15 protein-coding genes are annotated in these 21143 nt (G+C 74.7%); 8 read left to right on the forward strand and 7 right to left on the reverse strand.

Annotation, left to right across the window (positions count from 1 at the left end):
* Positions 1-88: 88 nt before the first annotated feature.
* Positions 89-553, forward strand: coding sequence for a DUF4870 domain-containing protein (locus tag RF640_RS13690; protein WP_368828160.1), 465 nt, complete (start codon positions 89-91; stop codon positions 551-553).
* Between the two features lie 95 nt (positions 554-648).
* On the opposite strand, the gene hemW is transcribed toward RF640_RS13690, so the two are convergent.
* Both hemW and lepA read right to left on the reverse strand, forming a co-directional pair.
* Complete coding sequence (gene hemW / locus RF640_RS13695; protein ID WP_035928461.1) at positions 649-1893, reverse strand: radical SAM family heme chaperone HemW; 1245 nt, start codon at positions 1891-1893, stop codon at positions 649-651.
* Positions 1893-3749 (reverse strand): translation elongation factor 4, encoded by a 1857-nt coding sequence (gene lepA, locus RF640_RS13700; protein ID WP_035928464.1) that lies wholly within the window; start codon positions 3747-3749, stop codon positions 1893-1895. The genes hemW and lepA overlap by 1 nt, the downstream gene beginning before the upstream one ends.
* 169 nt (positions 3750-3918) lie before the next feature.
* On the opposite strand from lepA, the gene RF640_RS13705 reads away from it, so the two are divergent.
* Positions 3919-4494, forward strand: coding sequence for a type II toxin-antitoxin system PemK/MazF family toxin (locus RF640_RS13705; protein WP_368828161.1), 576 nt, complete (start codon positions 3919-3921; stop codon positions 4492-4494).
* Positions 4495-4694: 200 nt separating this feature from the next.
* A complete protein-coding gene (gene rpsT / locus RF640_RS13710) occupies positions 4695-4955 on the forward strand; it encodes a 30S ribosomal protein S20 (RefSeq protein ID WP_017833968.1) in 261 nt (86 codons plus the stop codon).
* Positions 4956-5070: 115 nt separating this feature from the next.
* On the opposite strand, the gene holA is transcribed toward rpsT, so the two are convergent.
* Entirely contained in the window at positions 5071-6072 is a 1002-nt protein-coding gene (gene holA / locus RF640_RS13715; RefSeq protein WP_017833967.1) for a DNA polymerase III subunit delta, read from the reverse strand.
* 122 nt (positions 6073-6194) lie between these two features.
* Here holA and RF640_RS13720 point away from each other — a divergent pair, with 122 nt between their 5' ends.
* Complete coding sequence (locus tag RF640_RS13720) at positions 6195-6980, forward strand: potassium channel family protein (protein WP_368828162.1); 786 nt, start codon at positions 6195-6197, stop codon at positions 6978-6980.
* On the opposite strand, the gene RF640_RS13725 is transcribed toward RF640_RS13720, so the two are convergent.
* The 3 genes from RF640_RS13725 to leuS form a co-directional block, all read right to left on the reverse strand.
* The gene (locus tag RF640_RS13725) at positions 6977-9559 is read right to left on the reverse strand and encodes a ComEC/Rec2 family competence protein (RefSeq protein WP_368828163.1); all 2583 of its coding nucleotides are present in this window, start codon (positions 9557-9559) and stop codon (positions 6977-6979) included. The two genes, RF640_RS13720 and RF640_RS13725, sit on opposite strands and share 4 nt — an antisense overlap.
* Entirely contained in the window at positions 9556-10479 is a 924-nt protein-coding gene (locus RF640_RS13730) for a helix-hairpin-helix domain-containing protein (protein ID WP_368828165.1), read from the reverse strand. Before RF640_RS13730 ends, RF640_RS13725 begins: the two co-directional genes overlap by 4 nt.
* Before the next feature lie 401 nt (positions 10480-10880).
* Positions 10881-13373, reverse strand: coding sequence for a leucine--tRNA ligase (gene leuS / locus RF640_RS13735; RefSeq protein WP_095650971.1), 2493 nt, complete (start codon positions 13371-13373; stop codon positions 10881-10883).
* 221 nt (positions 13374-13594) lie between these two features.
* Between leuS and RF640_RS13740 the strand changes: the two genes are divergently transcribed.
* The 4 genes from RF640_RS13740 to betT all read left to right on the forward strand — a co-directional run bounded on the left by RF640_RS13740 (position 13595) and on the right by betT (position 19592).
* Positions 13595-14758, forward strand: coding sequence for an alpha/beta fold hydrolase (locus RF640_RS13740; protein ID WP_368828166.1), 1164 nt, complete (start codon positions 13595-13597; stop codon positions 14756-14758).
* Positions 14755-15876 (forward strand): glycosyltransferase family 1 protein, encoded by a 1122-nt coding sequence (locus RF640_RS13745; RefSeq protein ID WP_115162681.1) that lies wholly within the window; start codon positions 14755-14757, stop codon positions 15874-15876. The genes RF640_RS13740 and RF640_RS13745 overlap by 4 nt, the downstream gene beginning before the upstream one ends.
* Positions 15877-15941: 65 nt before the next feature.
* Complete coding sequence (locus RF640_RS13750) at positions 15942-16838, forward strand: LysR family transcriptional regulator (RefSeq protein WP_229588399.1); 897 nt, start codon at positions 15942-15944, stop codon at positions 16836-16838.
* A 495-nt stretch (positions 16839-17333) separates the two neighbouring features.
* The gene (gene betT / locus RF640_RS13755) at positions 17334-19592 is read left to right on the forward strand and encodes a choline BCCT transporter BetT (RefSeq protein WP_368828167.1); all 2259 of its coding nucleotides are present in this window, start codon (positions 17334-17336) and stop codon (positions 19590-19592) included.
* A 45-nt stretch (positions 19593-19637) separates the two neighbouring features.
* On the opposite strand, the gene RF640_RS13760 is transcribed toward betT, so the two are convergent.
* A complete protein-coding gene (locus tag RF640_RS13760; RefSeq protein ID WP_017832312.1) occupies positions 19638-21119 on the reverse strand; it encodes a glutamate--cysteine ligase in 1482 nt (493 codons plus the stop codon).
* Between the last annotated feature and the right edge of the window lie 24 nt (positions 21120-21143).

The following is a 21143-nucleotide window of genomic DNA, read 5'->3' on the forward strand; positions in this document are numbered from 1 at the left end:
GCCTCCGCCCTCCGGGCCGGTCGGTAGGATGGTCGTGTCCCACCCACCCTCCGCGGCCCTGCCGCGGTCCCACCGCCGAAGGACATCCGTGCCCGTGCAGACCGACCCCCGATCGAGCCGCGACGACGCCGGGGCCCCGTTCGAGGGCCTCTCCCCCGTGGCCCAGCCGCTGACCGTCACCGAGGACCACCAGTGGGCGACCCTGGCACACTTCGGCGGCGTCATCGGCTTCCTCCCCTCGTTCCTCGTCCACCGCGTCTTCCGCGGGCGCGGCCCGTTCACGGAGCAGGAGTCGATGGAGGCCATGAACTTCACGCTGCTGCCGACCCTGGTGGTGGTCACCGGGATCCTGCTCGCCCCGGTGCCGTTCATCGGCTGGTTCTTCGCGCTCGCCGCCGCCGCCGCGTGGCTGCTGCTCGCCGTCGGCTCCCTGATCGGCGGGGTCCGGGTCAACCGCGGCGAACCGCACCTCTACCGCTTCAACACCCGGCTCTACGACCGGCTCGTCGAGCGCCTCCGCGAGCGGTCCCGGGGGCGCGCCGCGCGCGGCTGACGCCGGTCCGCGCCGGGGACGTCCCTGACGGACGCATCCGTTCCCGACGGGTGCGTCCGTTCCTCGTCCGGTCCCCCCGGCCGGGGTGCCCCCCGTCAGGCGAGCAGCCGCCGCACCACGGCGTCGCCGAGGAGGCGGCCCCGCAGGGTCAGCACCAGCGAGCCGCGCAGCGCCGCCGCGGGCTCCACCAGCCCGTCGGCGATCAGCCCGGCCACCGCGGTCCGCCCGCCGCCGGCCAGGGCGGTCGTGGGCAGGCCGTCGCGGATCCTGGCCTCCAGCATCACCCGCTCGAGGTGGCGGGTGTCCGCGTCGAGGATCTCGCGCCCGGCCGCCGGCGACTGCCGGGCCCGCACCCGGTTCGTGTAGGGCACGGGGTGCTTGAGGTTCCACCAGCGCGTCCCGCCCACGTGCGAGTGCGCCCCGGGGCCGATCCCCCACCAGTCCTGGTTGCGCCAGTAGGCGAGGTTGTGCCGGCTGCGGTGGGCGCCGGCGTCCGCGCCCTCGGCGGGCCGGGCCCAGTTGCTCACCTCGTACCACTCGAAGCCGGCCTCGGCGAGGACCCGGTCCGCGAGCTCGTACTTGTCGGCCTGGTCGTCCTCGTCGATCGGCGGGACCTCCCCGCGCCGCATCCGCGCCGCGAGCTTCGTGCCGTGCTCGATGATCAGCGAGTACGCGGAGACGTGGTCGGGCTCGTAGCCCACCGCCGTGCGCACCGAGTGCTCCCAGTCGGCCAGGGACTCCCCCGGGGTGCCGTAGATGAGGTCCACGCTGACGCCCAGGCCGGCCTCGCGCGCCCACCGCACGGCCCGCGGCACGTTGTCCGGGTCGTGCGTGCGGTCCAGGACGGCGAGCACGTGCGGGACGGCCGACTGCATCCCGAAGGACACCCGGGTCACCCCCGCCGCCGCGAGCACCGCGAGGGACTCCGGCGTCACGGAGTCCGGGTTGGCCTCGGTGGTCACCTCCGCGCCCGCCGCGAGCCCGAAGCTCTCCGCGGCCTGCGCCAGGACCGCGGCGAGGTCCTCGGCGGGCAGCAGCGTGGGGGTGCCGCCGCCGAAGAACACGCTGTGCAGCGGGCGGGGGGCCACCCCGGAGTCCTCCAGCACCCGGCGCGCCCAGCGGACCTCCGCCGCGGCGTCCCCGGCGTAGGCGTCCTGGGACACCCCCGCCCCGAGCTCCACGGCCGTGTAGGTGTTGAAGTCGCAGTAGCCGCACCGGACCGCGCAGAACGGCACGTGCACGTAGAGGCTGAGCGTGCGGTCGGCGGAGCCCACCGCGGCGGAGGGCGGCAGCAGTCCGTCGAGCGGGCCCGGCAGGCCCTCCGGCTGGGCGGGGGCCACTACTTCTTCTTGTCCTTCGCCCCGGACTCGTCGGAGGACAGCGCCGCGACGAACGCCTCCTGGGGGACCTCCACCCGGCCGACCATCTTCATCCGCTTCTTGCCCTCCTTCTGCTTCTCGAGCAGCTTGCGCTTGCGCGAGATGTCGCCGCCGTAGCACTTGGAGAGCACGTCCTTGCGGATCGCCCGGATGTTCTCGCGGGCGATCACCCGGGAGCCGATGGCCGCCTGGATGGGCACCTCGAACTGCTGCCGCGGGATGAGCTCGCGCAGCTTGCCGGTCATCATCACCCCGTAGGCGTACGCCTTGTCCCGGTGGGTGATCGCGCTGAAGGCGTCCACCGGCTCGCCCTGCAGGAGGATGTCGACCTTCACGAGGTCCGCGGCCTCCTCGCCCTCGGCCTTCCAGTCCAGGGACGCGTAGCCCTTGGTGCGGGACTTGAGCTGGTCGAAGAAGTCGAAGACGATCTCGGCCAGGGGCAGCCGGTAGCGCAGCTCCACCCGGTCCTCGGAGAGGTAGTCCATGCCCTTGAGCTGACCGCGCTTGGACTGGCACAGCTCCATGATCGCGCCGATGAACTCGGACGGGGCCAGCACCGTCGCGGCCACCATGGGCTCGCGGATCTCGGCGATCTTGCCCTCGGGGAACTCGGAGGGGTTCGTGACCGCGCGCTCGGTGCGGTCCTCGAGGGTGACGTTGTAGCTCACGGAGGGCGCCGTGGAGATCAGGTCCAGGTTGAACTCGCGCTCGAGGCGCTCCCGGACGATCTCGAGGTGGAGCAGGCCCAGGAACCCGCACCGGAAGCCGAAGCCCAGGGCCGCGGAGTTCTCGGGCTCGTAGACCAGGGCGGCGTCGTTGAGCTGGAGCTTGTCCAGGGCGTCGCGCAGGACCGGGTAGTCGGAGCCGTCGATGGGGAACAGCCCCGAGAAGACCATCGGCTTGGGGTCCTCGTAGCCGCCCAGGTTCTCGGCCGCCGGCCGCTGGTGGTTGGTCACGGTGTCCCCCACCCGGGACTGGCGCACGTCCTTGACCCCGGTGATGAGGTAGCCCACCTCGCCCACGCCGAGCCCCTCCGTGGGCTTCGGCTCGGGCGAGATGACCCCGATCTCCAGCAGCTCGTGCTGCGCGCCGGTGGACATCATCCGGATCCGCTCCCGCGGGGTCAGCTTGCCGTCGACCACGCGGATGTAGGTGACCACGCCGCGGTAGGTGTCGTAGACGGAGTCGAAGATCATGGCCCGCGAGGGCGCGTCCGCGTCCCCCTGCGGGGCGGGGACCAGCTCCACGATCCGGTCGAGCAGCGCCTCGACGCCCTCACCGGTCTTCCCGGAGACCCGCAGCACGTCCTCGGGGTCCACGCCGATGAGGTTGCCGAGCTCCTGGGCGTACTTCTCCGGCTGGGCCGCGGGCAGGTCGATCTTGTTCAGCACCGGGATGATCGTGAGGTCGTTCTCCATGGCCAGGTACAGGTTCGCCAGGGTCTGCGCCTCGATGCCCTGCGCGGCGTCCACCAGCAGCAGCGCGCCCTCGCAGGCGGCCAGGGAACGGGAGACCTCGTAGGTGAAGTCCACGTGGCCCGGAGTGTCGATCATGTTCAGCGCGTAGTCCGTGCCCCCCACGTTCCAGGGCATCCGCACCGCCTGGGACTTGATGGTGATCCCGCGCTCGCGCTCGATGTCCATCCGGTCCAGGTACTGGGCCTTCATCTCCCGCGTGGTGACCACGCCGGTGGCCTGCAGCATCCGGTCCGCGAGCGTGGACTTCCCGTGGTCGATGTGGGCGATGATGCAGAAGTTTCGGAGGATCGACGGGTCGGTCGAGGCGGGAACCGGGGCATTGACGGCCAGCGGTGACACGGGCGGTCCTTTCTCCGGGAGAACGTCGCTTCCGGCAGGTCCTGGGGCTACCGGCGGGTGGACCGCGCCGGGGATTCAACTGTCCAGTTTCCCACGTTCGGTCATGGAGAGCCATTTCGGCCCGCGGGGGCCCCGGCCGCGCCGGAGGGCCCCTGGCTAGAGTGGTCGCATGAAGCTCAACCTCGGCACCCTGACCCGGCTCGCCGCCCGCGCCGTGGACGCCTACCAGCGCTCCGGGCGGCGCCGCCCGGAGCCCTCCCGGCCGGGCCGGCGCACCGCCTCGCCGTCCGCGCGGCCCCGGCCCACCGTGCCGTCCCGGGCCGGCGACGGCCGCCCCGCGGGGCTCTCCCGCCCCTACCCCGGGGACTGGACGGGTCCGGTGCGGCCCGTCTACCGGCCGCTCTCCGACGGCGAGGCCGACCCCGGCGAGATCGTGTGGACCTGGGTGCCCTTCGAGGAGGACCACCGCCGCGGCAAGGACCGGCCCGTGCTGGTCGTGGACCGGGCCGGGGACCACCTGCTGTGCCTGATGCTCACCTCCCGGGACCGCAGCAATGGGCTGGAGCAGGACCCGGACTACCTGGACGTCGGGACGGGGCCGTGGGACCCGCGGGGCCGGCCGTCCGAGGTCAAGCTCGACCGCGTGGTCCAGGTGCTGCCCGCCGACGTCCGGCGCGAGGGCGCGGTCCTGCCCGAGCCCCTCTTCGACCGGGTGGCCGGGCGGCTCCACGGCCTGCGCGGCTGAGCGGGCGGCCCGGGACGGCCCGTGTCGGCGCCGCCCGGCGGCGGGGCGCGGTCTGCTAGACTTTTCTGCTGTGTGTCCGCGCTGGTCGTCGGGCACTGCAGGACGGTCGCCACACGGGCGTCCCCACTCCCACTCAGTCACATGGCTGTCCTGTTTGCCCTCACTGACCGAATTCCGCACCCATCGCCAAGGAGTTATACGTGGCCAACATCAAGTCCCAGAAGAAGCGCAACCTCACCAACGAGAAGTCGCGCCTGCGCAACAACGCGTACAAGTCCGAGCTGAAGACGCTGGTCCGCCGCGTCGACGAGGCCGTCGGCGCCTCCGACAAGGAGACTGCCCAGGACGCCCTGCGCGTCGTCTCCCGCAAGCTCGACAAGGCCGTCAGCAAGGGCGTCCTGCACAAGAACAACGCGGCCAACAAGAAGTCCGGCCTGGCCAAGCTGGTCGCCAAGATCTGATCCCGGTTCCCCGCGGACCGCGCCCGCCGCTCCGGTGGGCCGCACGGAGGCCCCGTCCCGCTCAGGGACGGGGCCTCCGTCGTCCCCCGGGCCCGTCCGGCCCGGGGACCTCCGCTCAGCGGCGGCCGGACAGGGCGATGGTCGTGATCGCCCGCTCCACCGCGTAGGCGGGGTCCCGCCCCTCGCCCTTGACCTGGGCGTCGGCCTCGGCCAGCGCCCGCAGCGCCCGCACGAGGTCCTCCTCGGAGAAGCGCCGGGACTCCTCCTGCGCCCGCTCCACCATCCACGGGGCCGCCCCGATCCGCTGGGCGAGCTGACCCGCGCCGCCGCGGGTCCCGTGCACCTGGGCGATCGTGCGCAGCTTCGCGGCCAGCGCCCCGACCATCGGGACGGGGTCCACCCCGGTGTCGAGGGCCTGGCGCCACAGCTTGAGGGCGCTCTCGGCGCGTCCGGCCAGCGCGGCGTCCGCGACCTTGAACGCGGTGGCCTCCACGCGCCCGCCGTAGTACTTCTCCACGTCGTCGAAGCTGATGCTTTCGGGCCCGTCGGACAGCAGCTGGGCGCACGCGGCGGCCAGCTCGGCCGTGCTGCTGCCCACGGCGGCGGCGAGCGCGCGGGCGGCGTCGGGGTCGATGCGGCGCCGGTGGGTGCGGAACTCGGTGACGATGAAGTCGGTCTTGTCGCGGTCGTTCTTGAGGGGCTTGCACTCCACGACGGCGGCGCCGGCGGCCTTGAGGGCGTCGAGGAGCTTCTTGCCGCGGTTGCCGCCGCTGTGCTCCCAGAGCACGACGACGTCCGGGTCGGGGGCCTGGACGTAGGCGAGGCCGTCGGCGAGGCAGTCGTCGTTCATGGCGGCGAGGTTGCTGACGTGGATGAGCTTCGCGTCGTCGAACAGGGAGGGGCTGGCGAGCGCGGCGAGCTGTCCGGGGGCGTAGGCGGCGGCGTCGACGGTGGAGAGCTCGACGGGGCCGCGACGGTCCTTGAGGGCGGTGCGGACGCGGTCGCGGGCGCGGGCGGCGAGGTAGTCCTCGGGGCCGGTGAGCAGGATGAGCGGGGTGGGCTCGACGTCGCGCCAGGTGGGTCCGGCGGTGGGTGCGGGGCGCCTCGGTGGGGTCATGGCCGCGTCCTCCTGTGGTGGCGGCCGGACGGGGCCGCCTGCTGGGTGGGGTGGTCTCCAGCTTCCCACGTCCGGGGGACATGTGGTGGCGTGGTCCCGGGTGGTGGGGTCATGATCGTGGCATGCGGAGGGGTCGCGGGGAACGGGTGGCCGGGCGGGTGCTGACGGGGGCCGCCGTCGTGTTCCTGGTGGCGTGGGCGTGGCCCATCCTGGATCCGGGGCTGGAGCCGCGGCTCGTGCTGGCGTGCCGGGTGGTGCTGGGCGCGGTGTGGGCGCTGTTCGTCGGGGACTACGTGGTGCGCCTGGTGCGGGCCGGGGACCGGCGGGAGTTCGTCTCCCGCCATCTGCTGGATCTGCTGGTGCTGGTCTTCCCGGTGCTCCGGCAGCTGGAGCTGGTGCGGCTGGTCGCCCTGGTGCTCGTCGTCAACCGGCGGGCCTCGGCGGACCTGCGGGGGCGGGTGGCCGTGCACCTGGCCGGCGGGGCGCTGCTGCTGGGCGTGGTCGGCTCGCTGGCCGTGCTGGACGCCGAGCGGGGCGCTCCCGGGGCGGGCATCACGAGCTTCGGGGACGCCGCCTGGTGGACGGTCACGACCATGAGCACGGTGGGCTACGGGGACCTGTACCCGGTCACCGTGCTGGGCCGGGGTGTGGCGGTGGTCCTGATGCTGGGCGGTGTGGGGGTGCTGGGTCTGGTCACGGCTCTGCTGGCCTCCTGGCTGGTGGAGGCGGTGGCCGCCCGCGGGGGCCGTGACCCGGCCGCGGAGGTCGCGGCGCTGCGGGCGCAGGTGGCGGAGCTGACCGAGCAGGTGCGCCGGCGGGAGGAGCGCGGGCCGGGTCCCCCGGACCGGGGGGCGGGGGGCGAGGACCCGCCGGGGCCCGGGACGGTGGTCCGGGGGCCGGCGGGCTAAGGCTCGGCGGGGACGGCACGGATTCGGCCCCCCTCGCGCAGGATATAGGCGCTGCCGTGCTCGTCCGTGCGCACGAGGGGGATCCCCCGGGTGCGCAGGTGGTCGAGGATCCGGGGGTGGGGGTGGCCGTAGTCGTTGTCCCGGCCGGCGGAGACGACGGCCAGCCGGGGTCCGGCCGCGTCGATGACGGCGGTGCCGCCGTTGCGGGCGCCGTGGTGGGAGACCTTGAGCACGTCGACGTCGACGAGCGGCCCGGCGGTGCGCAGGAGGGCGCGTGCGCCCTCCTCCTCGAGGTCCCCGGTGAGCAGCCAGGAGGTGGACCCGCCGTCCTCGCCGGTGAGCTCGGCGCGCAGCACGAGGGAGGCGTTGTTCTCGTCGGCGGAGGACGGGTCGCTCCAGCGCCCCGGCGCGGTCGGTGCCGGGGCGAGGACGGTTAGGCGCAGTCCGCCCAGCGTCCGGGTCTCCCCCGGGGCCGGCCGGCGGGCCGGGGTGCCGGGCAGCGCGTCGGTCAGCCCGTCCGGCGGTGCCGCGGCCGCCGTGGCGTACCAGACCTCGCCGATCCGCCCGTGCCGGGCGAGGGCGGGCAGGCCTCCGGTGTGGTCGGCGTGGGCGTGGCTGAGGACCACGAGGTCCAGGTGCTCCACCCCGCTGCGCCGCAGGCACCGTGCCAGGGCCTGCGGGTCGGGACCGGTGTCCACGAGGACGGCACGGCCCGGTGCGGTGCGCAGGAGGACGGCGTCCCCCTGGCCCACGTCGCACAGCACGGCCTCCCAGGCCGGCGGCGGACGTCGGGCGTCCACGGCGGCGCGCAGGGCCAGCGCCGCGAGGACGAGCAGCACGGCCGCGGCGGCCGCGATCCGCCGCCGCCGGCGCCGGCGGGACCGCTCCCGCCAGTGCTCCTCCGGGACGGGGACCGGCGCGTCGCCCTCGTGCACGGTCCCGGACGTCGGCCGGGGGCGCCGGCGGCGCACGTCGAGGGCGTGCACGGCGAGCAGGAGCGCCGCGCTCGCCAGGGTCATCAGCAGCACGCCCGGCAGGCCCTGGGGCCACGGGGCCAGTGCCCCGGGGGCCCCGGCCAGCGCCCGGGCGGTGCCGGCGACGAGGCGCGCCCCCAGTGCGCCGGCGCCCAGGGGCAGCACGGCCGCCGCGGCGCCCGCCCCGTCGGGCAGGTTCAGCAGGAGCAGTCCCGCGAGGCCGCAGACGGTCACCACCGGCACCAGCGGGGCGGCGAGGACGTTGGCCGGCAGCGAGTACACGGGCACGGCGGGCTGGAGGAGCACGAGCACGGGGGCACACCACAGCTGGGCGGCCGCGGGGATCGCGACCGCCACGGCGAGCACCTCCGGGACCCGGGAGCCCAGCCACCGGGTCAGGGGCCGCCCGCTCACCACGATCCCCGCGGTGGCCAGCACCGAGAGGACGAAGCCGTACTCGGCGGCGAGCGCCGGCCGGACGACGACGAGAGCGATCACGGCGCCCGCAAGAGTGGCCAGGGAGACGGCGGTGCGCCCCGTGAGGAGGCTGAGGGCGGCGAGTCCGCCCATCACGGCGGCGCGCAGCACGGACGGGTCCGGACCGACGAGGAGCACGAACGCCGCCAGGGCGCCGAGGCCGGCGGCCAGGCAGGTGCGCCGCCCCGCGCCGAGGGACAGCGCGGCGTGCCCGGCCAGGGCCGTGACGAGGGCGCAGTTCGCGCCGGAGACGGCCGTCAGGTGGGTCAGTCCGGTGTCCCGCATGGCCTGGTCGAGCTCCGGGCCGATCCCGGCGCGCTCGCCGAAGGTCATCCCGGGCAGCAGCCCCGCGGCGTCGGGGCCCAGTCCTGCGGTGCCCGCCACGAAGCGCTCCCGGACCTGCTCCCGCCGGCCGGGCTCCCGTGCCGGGAGGACCGCCGGCGGGGCGGCGGCGCGCAGCACCGGGGGTCCGGGGGACGGGGCCCCGGCGGTGAGCACGGCGGTGATCCGCTGCCCCGGGACCAGCCCGGCCCAGGCGGGCCCGTCCGCGAAGACCGTGACGTCGACGTCGGCGGGTCCGCCGCGGCCCTCGTGGGTGACCTGTTCGAGGCGCAGCCCCAGGACCACGCCGGTGCGGTCCTCGTCCTCGTGGCCGGTCCCGGGGGCGGGCGCCGTCCACCGCCGGGGCGGCTCGGCCACCTCCGCCGTGACGGCCACCGTCCCGGCCCCGGCGAGTGCTGCCCCGAGCGGGCCGTGGGCGGTCTCGCGCTGGGCGGCCGTGGTGCTCAGCAGCACGGCCGTGACGGCGAGGGCGCTCAGGGCCACGGCCGACCACGGCAGGGCCCGCCACAGCCCGGGGGCGCGGGGCCGCCCGGACGGGGGCTCCTCCCGCCGGAGGGCGCGGGCCACGACGAGGACCAGGGCGGCGCCGAGCACCAGCGCCGCCGGGTAGAGCGCCCCGGCGGCCGCGACCCGTGCCGGGGGCAGGTGCGCGGCGAGCAGACCGGTGAGCCACGCGCCCAGTGCGGCGGGGACGAGCCGCAGGTCCCAGGTGCGGCCCGGCGCGCGGGCGTCGCGGTGCTCCTGGTGCTCCAGGGCCCCGGCCCACCACTCGGCGGGGCGCCTCACACGCTCACCAGCGGCCCGAGCGACTCCACCAGGGCGGGGCCGATCCCCGGCACGGCGTCGAGGTCGGCGACGGCGGCGAATCCGCCGTGCTGCTGCCGGAACTCCACGATCCGTCCGGCCAGCACGGGCCCGACCCGCGGGAGGGTCTCGAGCTCGGCCGCGGTGGCCGTGTTGAGGTTCAGCGTCCCGCCCGGGGCGGCGCCCTCCGGTGCCCCGGTCCCGGGCGGTGCACCCGGGACCCCGGGCGGCACCGCCGCTCCCGGCGCCGCTGCGGCTCCGGGCGCCGGAGCTCCGGGAGCAGGGACGGGAGCGGTCTCGGTGTCGGGGACGAGCACCTGCTGGCCGTCCGTGACGGGGGCGGCCAGGTTCACGGACTCCGTCACGGCGGCATCGGTGAGGCCTCCGGCGGCCTCGACCGCGTCGACGACACGGGCCCCGGGCTCGAGGGACACGACGCCGGGGCGGGCCACCTCTCCGGTCACGTGCACGTGCAGCGTCGACCCCGCCGCGGGCGGCTGGGCCGCGGCGGACCCCGGCGGGCCCGTCCCGGGTCCGGTCGCCGCGCCTGTTCCCGCACCGGCCACGGCTCCGTCCCCGGCCCCTCGCCCGGTGTCGCCCCCGCCGTGCCGGCCAGGGTCCTGCCCGGTGTCCTGCCCTTGGTCGCCGCCCAGCTCCGCCTCGGCGAGGACGGGCCGCCCGGCGGTCTCCGGCACGTCCCCGCCGTCCTTCCCGGGCCCCAGCACCGTCCAGCTCAGCCAGGCGAGCGCGGCCAGGGCGATCAGCAGCAGCGAGGCCGGGACCCGGGTCCGGGCGGCGACCGGCCGACGGTGGGCGGGAGCGGCCCCCGGTGCCCCGTCCTGGGGCGACGGCGCCCGGCCGGGACCGGTGGCCTCGCCCCGGGCCTCGGCCAGCAGCGACACCAGCCGTTCGGCGGGCTCCTGAGCACCGGGTGCCGGAGCACCGGGTGCCGGAGCGCCTGGTGCCGGGGCACGGCCGGGCCTGGCCCCGGCAGCCGTCGCGCCGGACGCGGAAGGCGCAGGCGGGACGACGGGCGCGGGCGGGGTGGGGTTCGCTCGCCGTCGGGCGCGCGGCACGGTACCGGTCATGGCCCCAGCCCACCCCGGCCGGCCGGTCCCACGCGCCGAACGGGGCCCCGCTGGGGACGCGCGCGGGCCCGGAGCAGGACTGTGGAGCCCGGACACCGGCCTGAACACCGGCCCGGCCCCCGGTCCGGGCACCGGCCCCCGGGTGCGGGGCGGGGGCTCGGGCCGGGGGCCGGGAGCGGCGGGGCGTCGTCGTGCTCCCGTGCGGGAGCGGCGGCTCAGGCCACGATGTTGACGAGCTTGGGCGCGCGCACGATCACCTTGCGGATCTCGGCGTCACCCAGCTGGCGGCGGATCGTCTCCGAGCCCAGGGCGAGCTCGCGCAGGGCGTCCTCGCCGATGTCGGCGGGCACCTCGAGCCGGTCCCGGACCTTGCCCTTGATCTGCACCACGGCGGTGACGGTGTCGTCCACCAGCAGCTCCGGGTCGACCGCGGGCCAGCCGGCGACGACGACGGAGCCCTCGTGGCCCAGCGCGTGCCACATGTCCTCGGCCGTGTACGGGGCGACCAGCGACAGCAGGACCGCGACCGCCTCGACGGCCTCGCGCACGGCGGGGTCGGCGGGCCCGCAGCCGGAGTCGATGGCCTTGCGGACCACGTTCACCAGCTCCATGGTCTTGGCGATCACCACGTTGAACTTCGCGGCGTCGAGCAGCTGGGCGGCGTCGTCGACGGCCCGGTGGGTGGCCCGGCGCACGGTCAGGTCCCCGTCGGCCGGGTCGGCCCCGGGGTCGCCGGTCACGTCCTGGGCCAGGCGCCAGGCCCGGGCCAGGAACTTCTGGGAGCCCTGCGGGGAGACGTCGGCCCAGTCCACGTCGTCCTCCGGCGGGGAGGCGAAGACCATGGTCAGGCGCACGGCGTCCACGCCGAACCGGTCGAGCTGCTCGCCCAGGTCCACGCCGTTGCCCAGGGACTTGGACATCGCCCGGCCCCCGTTGAGCACCTGGCCCTGGTTCAGCAGCGCCTTGAACGGCTCGGTGAAGTCCACGAGTCCCAGGTCGAAGAGCACCTTGGTGAAGAACCGGGAGTAGAGCAGGTGCAGGATCGCGTGCTCCACGCCGCCCACGTACTGGTCCACGGGCAGCCACTTGCGGGTCTGCTCGAGGTCGAACGCCGCGGTCTCGTCGTTCGGGGAAGCGAAGCGCAGGTAGTACCAGGAGGAGTCCACGAACGTGTCCATGGTGTCGGTGTCGCGCAGGGCGGGGCCGTCGCAGGAGGGGCAGTTCACGTGCACCCAGGACTCGGCCGCCGCGAGAGGGGACCGGCCCTTGGGCGCGAGCTGCTCGCCGCGCAGGTCGTCGGGCAGCCGCACCGGCAGCTGCTCCTCGGGCACCGGCACCTCGCCGCAGGCCCCGCAGTGCACGATCGGGATGGGCGCCCCCCAGAAGCGCTGGCGGGACAGCAGCCAGTCGCGCAGCCGGAAGTTGACCTGGCGGTTGCCCGTCCCGGCGGCCTCGACCAGGCCGATGGCGCGCTCGATGGCCTCGGTCTTCTCCAGCCCGGAGAGCTCGCCCGAGTTGATCAGGGTGCCCTCGCCCGTGGTGGCGGTCCCGGTGACGGCGGGGTCCTCCTCGCCGGTGTCGAGCACCGCGCGCACGGGCAGGTCGAAGGTGCGGGCGAAGTCGAGGTCGCGCTGGTCGTGGGCGGGCACGGCCATGATCGCGCCCGTGCCGTAGTCGGCCAGCACGTAGTCCGCGGCCCACACGGGCAGCTTCTCGCCGTTGAGCGGGTTGACGGCGTGGCGGCCCAGGAACACCCCGGTCTTCTGCCGGTCGGTGGCCTGGCGCTCGATGTCGGACAGCGCCTTGACCTGCTCCCGGTAGGCGGCCAGCTCCGCCGCGTGCTCCGGGGCGACGATCTGCCCGGCCAGCTCGGCGTCCGCGGCGACCACGAAGAACGTGGCGCCGTAGAGGGTGTCGGGGCGGGTCGTGAACACGGTGACCTCGCGGTCCGTGCCGCCCTCGCCGGCGCCCTCGATGGCGAAGCGCACGTGGGCTCCCTCGGAGCGCCCGATCCAGTTGCGCTGCATGGCCAGCACCCGCTCGGGCCAGTGGCCCTCGAGCGCGGCCATGTCGTCGAGCAGCCGGTCGGCGTAGTCGGTGATCTTGAAGTACCACTGGTTCAGGGCCTTCTTCGTCACCGGGGTGTGGCAGCGCTCGCACGCCCCATTGACGACCTGCTCGTTGGCCAGCACCGTCTGGTCCTTGGGGCACCAGTTGACCGGCGAGTTCTTCCGGTACGCCAGGCCCTTGCGGTGGAACTGCAGGAACAGCCACTGCGTCCACCGGTAGTACTCGGGGTCGGAGGTGTGGATCTCCCGGGACCAGTCCGCGCTGATCGCGTAGCGCTGGAAGGAGGCCTTCTGCGTCTCGATGTTGGCGTAGGTCCACTCCGCCGGGTGGGCGTCGCGCTTGATCGCCGCGTTCTCCGCCGGCAGCCCGAAGGAGTCCCAGCCGATCGGGTGCAGCACGTCGTAGCCGCGCTGACGCCAGTACCGGGCCACCACGTCCCCCATCGCGAAGGCCTCCGCGTGCCCCATGTGCAGGTCGCCCGAGGGGTAGGGGAACATGTCCAGGACGTAGCGGCGCTCCCGTGAGCCGTCGTCGACGGGCGCGTAGACCTGCTGCTCCGCCCAGAACGACGGCCACGCCGCCTCGATGGCACGGAAGTCGTACCCGGTGGTCTCGGTCGTGTGCTGCTGTTCGGTCACGGTCCTCGCCTTCGCGGTCGTGGACCGCCGCCGGCCCCGGAACGGGCGGCGCGCGGTCGCGTGTGCGGCACCCGGGCATCACGGATGCCCGGCGGTGCGCCGACGGTGGTGGAATCCGTCCCATCCTAGCCCAGCGCCGCCCGGCCCCCCGGCCCGCAGGGGCTAGCATCGACAGCGGGCCGGGACGCACCGGGCGCCTGCCGGGCCCGCAGGGAGGAACCATGGCGGCAGCGGCCGGCGCACGGCACGGCGCGGCGGACGGCGGCGGGCCCACCGGCACGGGCCGCGACGCCGACGTTCCGGGCAGCGCGGTGCAGAACCCCTGGGCCGAGCGGCGCAGCATGGTCCTGGACGGGCACAAGGTGCGCTACTGGTTCTACGACGTCGACCGGGCCCCCAAGCCGCTGCTCGTGCTGGTCCACGGCTTCCGCGGCGACCACCACGGCCTGCAGCTGGTCGCCGACCGGCTCCGCGAGCGCTACCACGTGGTCGTCCCCGATCTGCCCGGCTTCGGCCGCTCCGAGCCCTTCCCCGACCGGCCCCACGACATCGCCGGGTACGCGGAGTTCCTGCGCGGCTTCGTGGAGACCCTCACCGACGGCGCGGTGCACGACGGCGCCCCGCACGGGGTTGCCGTGCTGGGCCACTCCTTCGGCTCGGTGGTCGCGGCGCACTTCGCCGCCGCCCACCCGGCGATGGTCGAGCGGCTGGTGCTCGTCAACCCGATCTGCGAGCCCGCGCTGGAGGGCGAGCAGGCGCTGCTGAGCCGCCTGACGGTGGGCTACTACCGGCTGGGCCGGGCCCTGCCCCGGCGGCTGGGCCGGCGGCTGCTCTCCAGCTGGCTCGTCACGGACGCGATGAGCGGGGTGATGACCAAGTCGCAGGACCCCCGGGTGCGCGGCTACGTGCGCCACCAGCACCGCGCCTACTTCTCGTCCTTCGCGGACCGGGACGTGCTGCTGGAGGCCTACGAGGCCTCCGTCTCGCACACCGTCGCGGAGGTCGCGATGCAGCTGAGCATGCCGACCCTGCTGGTCGTGGGCGCCCAGGACGAGCTGGGCTCGCTCGCCGCGCAGCGGACCATGGCCTCCTGGATCCCCCGGCACCGCCTCGAGGTCCTCGACGGCGTGGGCCACCTCATCCACTACGAGGCCCCCGGGCGCACCGCCGAGCTCGTCCACGACTTCCTCTCCTCCCCCGCCCCCGAGCCGGTCCCCGGCCCGCCCCCCGGACCGGACGGCGGGCCGCCCACGCTGCACGCGCAGGCGCCCCCCGCCGACGCCCCCGCCCCCGCCCCCGACACCGCCCCGTTCACCGGTCTGCAGCGCATCGTGCGCCGCGGGCACCGGGCCCGCCGGGACCAGCAGGCAGGACGCCGCCGGTGAGACTGCTCCTGGACGCCCGCTACACCCGTCTCGACCGCCACGACGGGATCAGCCGCTACGGGGCGAGCCTGGCCGAGGCCGTGGCCGGTCTCGCCGGCGCGACCCCAGGGCTGGACGTGGCCCTGCTCGTCAGCGACCCCCGCCAGCTCGCCCTGCTGCCGGGGCTCCCCCACGTCACCGGGCCCTCCCCCGTGTCGGCCGCCGAGGCCGCCACGGCGCTGGTGCTCAACCGGTACGCGCCCGACGTCGTGTTCTCCCCCATGCAGACCATGGGCTCCGCGGGCCGCCGGCACGGGCTGATCCTCACCCTGCACGACCTCATCTACTACGACCACCCCCAGCCGCCCGGGGACCTGCCCGCCGCCGTGCGCGCGGGCTGGCGGCTCTACCACCGGGCCTGGTGGCCCCAGCGGGTCCTGCTGGACCGCGCCGACGCCGTGGTGACCGTCTCGGACACCACCCGCGAGCTGATCGCCGCCCACCGGCTCACCCGCCGCCCCGTGCACGTGGTGCCCAACGCCCCCCAGCCCGGTTCCGTGCTCCCCACCGGGCAGGCCCTGGCACGGCTGCCCCGGCGCGGCCGGAAGCTGCTCTACATGGGCTCCTTCCTGCCGTACAAGAACGTGGAGACCCTGCTGCGCGCGGCCGGCCGGCTCCCGGACCACGAGCTGCACCTGCTCTCCCGGATCTCCCCCGCCCGCCGCGCCCAGCTGGAGGCCCTCGTCCCGGACGGGGCGCGGGTCGTCTTCCACGACGGGGTGGACGAGACCGAGTACGCCGCCCTGCTCGCCGAAGCGGCCGCCCTGGTGCACGCGTCCCGGGCCGAGGGCTACGGGCTGCCGCTCGTGGAGGCGCTCGCGGCGGGCACGCCCGTGGTGTGCAGCGACCTGCCGATCTTCCGGGAGGTCGCCGGGCACGCCGCCGGCTACGCCGCGCCCGACGACGACGCCGGGTTCGCCGCCGCCGTGCGCGCCCTCGAGGACCCGGACCGGGCCCGCGCCCGGGTGCTGGCCGGGCTCGAGCGGGCCCGGGCCTACTCGTGGGATGACTCCGCGCGCGAGCTGCTGGCGGTCGCCCGCGGCGTCCACGAGTCCCGCTCCCGGCACCGCTCCCCCTGACCGGACCGTCCTCACGGAGTCCACGAGCCCCCGCGGGTCCTCCGTCACGCGGCTACGCTGGACCGGTGGAGACGAGACAGCTGGAGGCCTTCCTCGCGGTGGTGGGGACCGGCACCTTCGCCGGTGCGGCCGACGAGCTGGGCACGGTGCAGTCGAGCGTCAGCACCAGGGTCCGGGCCCTGGAGCAGGATCTCGGCGTCCGGCTGTTCGACCGGTCCCGCCGCACCGCCCGGCTGACCATGGCCGGGCTGGTGCTCGCCGAGGAGGCGCCGGCCTGGCTGCACCTCGGACAGGACCTGCGCCAGCACGTGCTCGAGGCCGACGGCGGCCGGCGCGGCTCCTTGCGGATCGGCACGATCAACCCCATCAGCCATCTGGACCTGCCGGGGATGCTGGCCGGGTTCTCCGCCGAGCACCCGCACGTTCAGGTCTCGCTGAGAACCGATCCGGCCGGCTCCGAGGGGCTGCTGACGCGGCTGCGGGCCCACGAGCTGGACCTCGCCGTGGTGTCCCTGCCCGCCCGTGCCGTGGTGCACGACCTGGTGACCGCCCCGCTGGCCTCGGGCGCGCTCGTGCTCATCACGCCCTCCGGGCACCCCCTGGCCGCGGACGCCGCCTCCCCGCCCACCCTGGCCGAGCTGAGCGAGCACCCCTGGATCGACACGGCGGCGGGCCAGGCCGTGCGGCACATCGTCGACAGCGCCTTCTCCGCCGCGGGACTGGTCCGCCGGCGGGCGGTGGAGCTCTCGGACCTGACGGCCGTGCCGGACTTCGTGGCCTCCGGCAGCGGCATCGCCATGGTTCCCCGCTTCGTCGTGACCGGCCGATCGGACGTGCGGATCGTGGACTACACCGGTCCCCGCCTGGAGTGGAGCACGGTCCTGGTCCACCGCCGGGGCCGGATCTCCCAGGTCGCCCAACGGTTCTGGGACCACAGCCTGCAGCACCCCGCTCCCGCCTGACCCTTCCGGGCCGCCGCGCGGATCCAGGGGCCCGCCGTCGTTCCATCGCGGTTGCCGATGATGTCGATCGCCTCTGATCGTTGGACGCGCGGGGACCTCGGCGGGCATCCTGGGGGCACGCCCCATGCCGACCCGGAGGACCTCCCGGGCCCGCTCCCCTCGCCGTGCTCCGGCGCGCCGCCCCGACCGACCCCGGGCGGCCCCGGCGGACGGGAAGCGCCCCGTGGCCTCTGAGCGCACCTCCCGCGGCGACCCGGCACGACGACGGCGCCACGGCCCGCACCGTTGCCGGCCACGGCACCACGCCGGACCGGGCACCCTCCGCAGCCGGCGGACCCGGAACCCGGGGGCCTGCCACCGCCGCCGCACGAGCACGGCCACCAGCGGCAAGGAGCGCAGCAGGCCGGTGCGTCGTCTCCGAGAGGTCCTCGCCCGGTCGCCGGCGCACCGTACCGCGCCACCCGGACAGCCCCACCCGAGGAAAGGACCGATCGAGTGACGGAAGCAGACGACGACCAGCGGCCGGAGCCCGAGCCGTCGAGGGCGATGGTCGAGCGGGACCGGGTCGGCGCGGCCGTGCGCCGCCGTTCACGCCTTCCCCACGAGGAGCTCCCCCCGATCTCCAGCACCGAGCTGAGCAAGGGCCCGGCCGAGCTCGCCGAGGACCGCGAGCCCCGCGTCAACTGGCGGGTCTTCGTCACGTCCTCCCTGGTCGTCCTCGCGTTCTCGGTCTGGGCGATGGCCGCCCCGCACCACGCCGCGAGCGCCATGCGGGACGTCGTCGGCTGGATCGCGACCAATCTCGGCTGGTTCTACGTCCTCACGGTGACCCTGGTGATCCTCTTCGTCCTCTGGGTCGCCTTCTCCAAGGAGGGCAGCGTCCGGCTGGGCCCGGACCACTCCCGCCCGCAGTACGGGCTCTTCACCTGGGTCGCGATGCTCTTCGCCGCCGGCGTGGGCATCGACATGCTCTTCTACTCGGTGACCGGACCGATCACCCAGTTCGTCGCTCCCCCCGCGGCCGACCCCCGCTCCGCCGAGGCCGCCCAGGACGCCGTGGTCTGGACGATGTTCCACTACGGCGTGGCCGGGTGGTCGATGTACGCCCTGCTGGGCATGGCCATGGGCTACTTCGCCTACCGCTGGGGCATGCCGCTCTCCATCCGGGCCGCCCTGTACCCGCTGCTCGGCCGGCGCGTCCGCGGGACCACCGGCGACGTCATCGACGTCTTTGCCCTGGTGGGCACCGTGTTCGGCGTGGCGACCTCGATGGGCATCGGGGTCGTGCTCCTGAACGTCGGTTTTGCCTGGCTCTTCGGGCTACCGGAAGGCCTGGCGCTGCAGATCGCCCTCGTGCTGGTGGCCGTCGTCATGACGGTCGCGGCCTGCACCTCCGGGGTGGACCGGGGCATCCGGGTCATCTCCGAGCTCAACCTCTGGAGCGCGGGCGCGATGATGCTCTACATCCTCGTCACCGGCGAGACCGCCTTCCTGCTCAACGCCATGGTCGAGAACATCGGCCGCTTCGTCTTCACCCTGCCCGAGCGCACGGTGCAGACGTTCGCCTACGTGGAGGGCGGCTCGGAGTGGATGGGCGGCTGGACGCTGTTCTTCTGGGCCTTCTGGCTGGCGTGGGGACCGTTCGTCGGACTGTTCCTCGCCCGCATCTCACGGGGCAGGACGCTGCGGGAGTTCGTCGTCGCGGCCATCACCGCACCCGTGCTCTGCGACTTCTTCATCGTGACCGTCTTCGGCAACTCCGCCATGCACGAGGTGCTCAGCGGCAACACCGAGTTCGCCCGGCTGGCCGTGGAGAGCCCGGAGCAGGGCTGGTACGCACTGCTCGAGATGTTCCCCGGCGCGGCGTTCCTGATCGGGCTGGCGACCCTGTCCGGGCTGCTGTTCTATCTGACGAGCGCCAACTCGGGTGCGATGGTGATGTCGAACTTCTCCTCGACCATCCCCGACCCGGCGCAGGACGGGGCGAAGTGGCTGCGGATCTTCTGGGCGCTGCTGACCGCGGTGCTCACCATCGCCATGCTCGTGGCCGGGGGCGTCACCACCATGGAGCACGCCACGCTGATCTTCGCGCTGCCGGTGACGGTCATCGCCTTCCTCGTGATGGCCTCCTTCTCGAAGGTGCTGCGGATGGAGCGGGCCGAGCGCGAGGGCCGGACCCTGCGCCGGCGCTTCGACGCGGTCCACGGCGGCCTGGTCCCCGAGAAGACGTGGCGGCAGCGCCTGGCCCGCCTGCGGTCCTATCCCTCGCAGAAGGCCGTCGCCCAGTTCGTCGGGCGCGTCGTGCGACCCGCGCTCCAGGACGTCGCCGACGAGTTCCGCGACCTGGGCCACCAGGCGGAGCTGCGCACGACCCCGAACGCCGGGACCGGCATCGACGAGCACGCGCTCGTCGTGAACATGGCCGACCACCGGGACTTCCACTACCAGGTGGCGGCCGTCCGGGCGCCGGTGCCGATGATCGGGGCCCGCAGCATGTCCCGGGAGACGGACGTCTACTACCGGCTCGAGGTGTTCACCCAGACCGGCAGCGAGGGCTACGACCTGATGGGGCTGACCCAGCAGCAGCTGATCAACGACGTCCTGGACCGCTACGAGGCCCACCTGTCGTTCCTGCGGTACTCCACGGAGCACGCCTACGCCTCGGTCCTGACGCCCCCGCAGCCCGCCGCGGTCGATGCGGTCCCGCCACCGGTCCCTGCGCGGGCCGAGGACGTGGAGCCCATCGGCACCTGAGCCCCGCACCGGCGCGGGGGCCCGCCCGCGGCGCCCGCGTGGCCCCTAGGGCACCGACCAGGTGTGCACCGGCTCGTTCTCGTCCATGTGCTCGGCGTAGGCCTCCAGCATCCGGCGCAGGGCGGTGGGCCGGTCCGCGCCGTGGCGCTCGAAGTGTTCGACCGCCCGGGTCTGCCACACCGCGCCGTTGACCCCCGAGACGCACCGGCCCTCGATGATCCCCAGGTAGCGCTCGCGCACCTCCGGAGCCACCCCCCACTCCTCGAGGCCCTGGTGGGCCAGCGGGAGGAGGTGGCGCAGGACGAGCTCGTCGGCGCTGACCTCCCCGTAGCCGGGCCAGTACAGCCGGGCGTCGATGCCGTCCCGGGCGGCGCGGGTGAAGTTCTCGGCGCAGGCCGGGAAGCTCATCCGGGTCCACACCGGCCGCTCCTGCCGGGCCAGCACGCGCGCGGCCCCGTAGTAGAACGCGGCGTTGGCCATCACGTCGGTGATCGTCGGGCCCGCGGGCAGCACCCGGTTCTCCACCCGCAGGTGCGGCCGGCCGCCCACGACGTCGTAGATCGGCCGGTTCCAGCGGTAGACCGTCCCGTTGTGCAGCCGCAGCTCCGAGAGGTCCGGGGCGATCCCGGCCCGCAGCTTCGCGGCCGGGTCCTCCTCGGAGCTCTCGGCCAGCAGCGCCGGGAACCAGCGGACGTTCTCCTCGAACAGGTCGAAGATCGAGGTGATCCACCGCTCGCCGAAGAACACCCGGGGACGCACCCCCTGGTTCTTCAGCTCCACCGGGCGGGTGTCCGTGGCCTGGGTGAACAGTGCGATCCGGGTCTCGGCGTGCAGCCGCCGGCCGTAGAAGAACGGGCTGTTCGCGCCGAGGGCGATCTGCGGGGCGGACAGCGCCTGGGCGGCGTTCCAGTGCGCCGCGAACTGGGCGGGGGCGACCTGCAGGTGCAGCTGGACGCTGGTGCACGCCGACTCGGGGGCGATCGAGTCGCACCAGGTGTCGACCCGCTCGCCGGTGGGCCCCTCGATCTCGAGGCGGATGTCCTCCCCGCGCGCCACGAAGATGGAGTCGTTGAGCGCCGTGTAGCGGTTGTTGTCGCTGATCCACTCCTGCTCGTAGTGCTCGGGGCGCAGGGTGGGCAGGATGCCGATCGTCACGATCCGTGAGCCGACCCCGCGGGCCGCGGCGTCCGCGGCGTTGAGCGAGGCGCGCAGGTCCTCCTCGAGCTCGAGGGCGGCCCGTCCGGGCAGCGGGCGGGGAGGCACGTTGAGCTCGATGTTGTACCGCGCCAGCTCGGTCTGGTACCCGGGGTCGGCGATCGCGGCGAGCACCTCGTCGTTGTGGAAGTGCGGGTCGAAGCTCCCGTCGACGAGGTTGAGCTCGATCTCCAGCCCCGTCATGGGCCGGTCGAACTCGAACGAGGCGCGGGCGAGCATCTGCTCGAACACGTCGAGGTCCGCACGGACCTTCTCCCGGTAGCGCTGGCGCTGCTCGCGCGTGTAGCTGCGGGAACTGACCTCTTCGCCCACGGTGGCCTCCGACTCCCGGCCGCG

The organism is Kocuria sp. CPCC 205231 (genome assembly GCF_040980965.1).
In the GTDB taxonomy this organism is placed as follows: domain Bacteria; phylum Actinomycetota; class Actinomycetes; order Actinomycetales; family Micrococcaceae; genus Kocuria; species Kocuria rosea.

Coding starts and splice junctions, on each gene's coding strand:
- RF640_RS13720 (WP_368828162.1), top strand. CDS start 6,195: ATGCGGAGGGGTCGCGGGGAACGGGTGGCCGGGCGGGTGCTGACGGGG.
- holA (WP_017833967.1), bottom strand. CDS start 6,072: ATGACCCCACCGAGGCGCCCCGCACCCACCGCCGGACCCACCTGGCGC.
- RF640_RS13705 (WP_368828161.1), top strand. CDS start 3,919: ATGAAGCTCAACCTCGGCACCCTGACCCGGCTCGCCGCCCGCGCCGTG.
- RF640_RS13740 (WP_368828166.1), top strand. CDS start 13,595: ATGGCGGCAGCGGCCGGCGCACGGCACGGCGCGGCGGACGGCGGCGGG.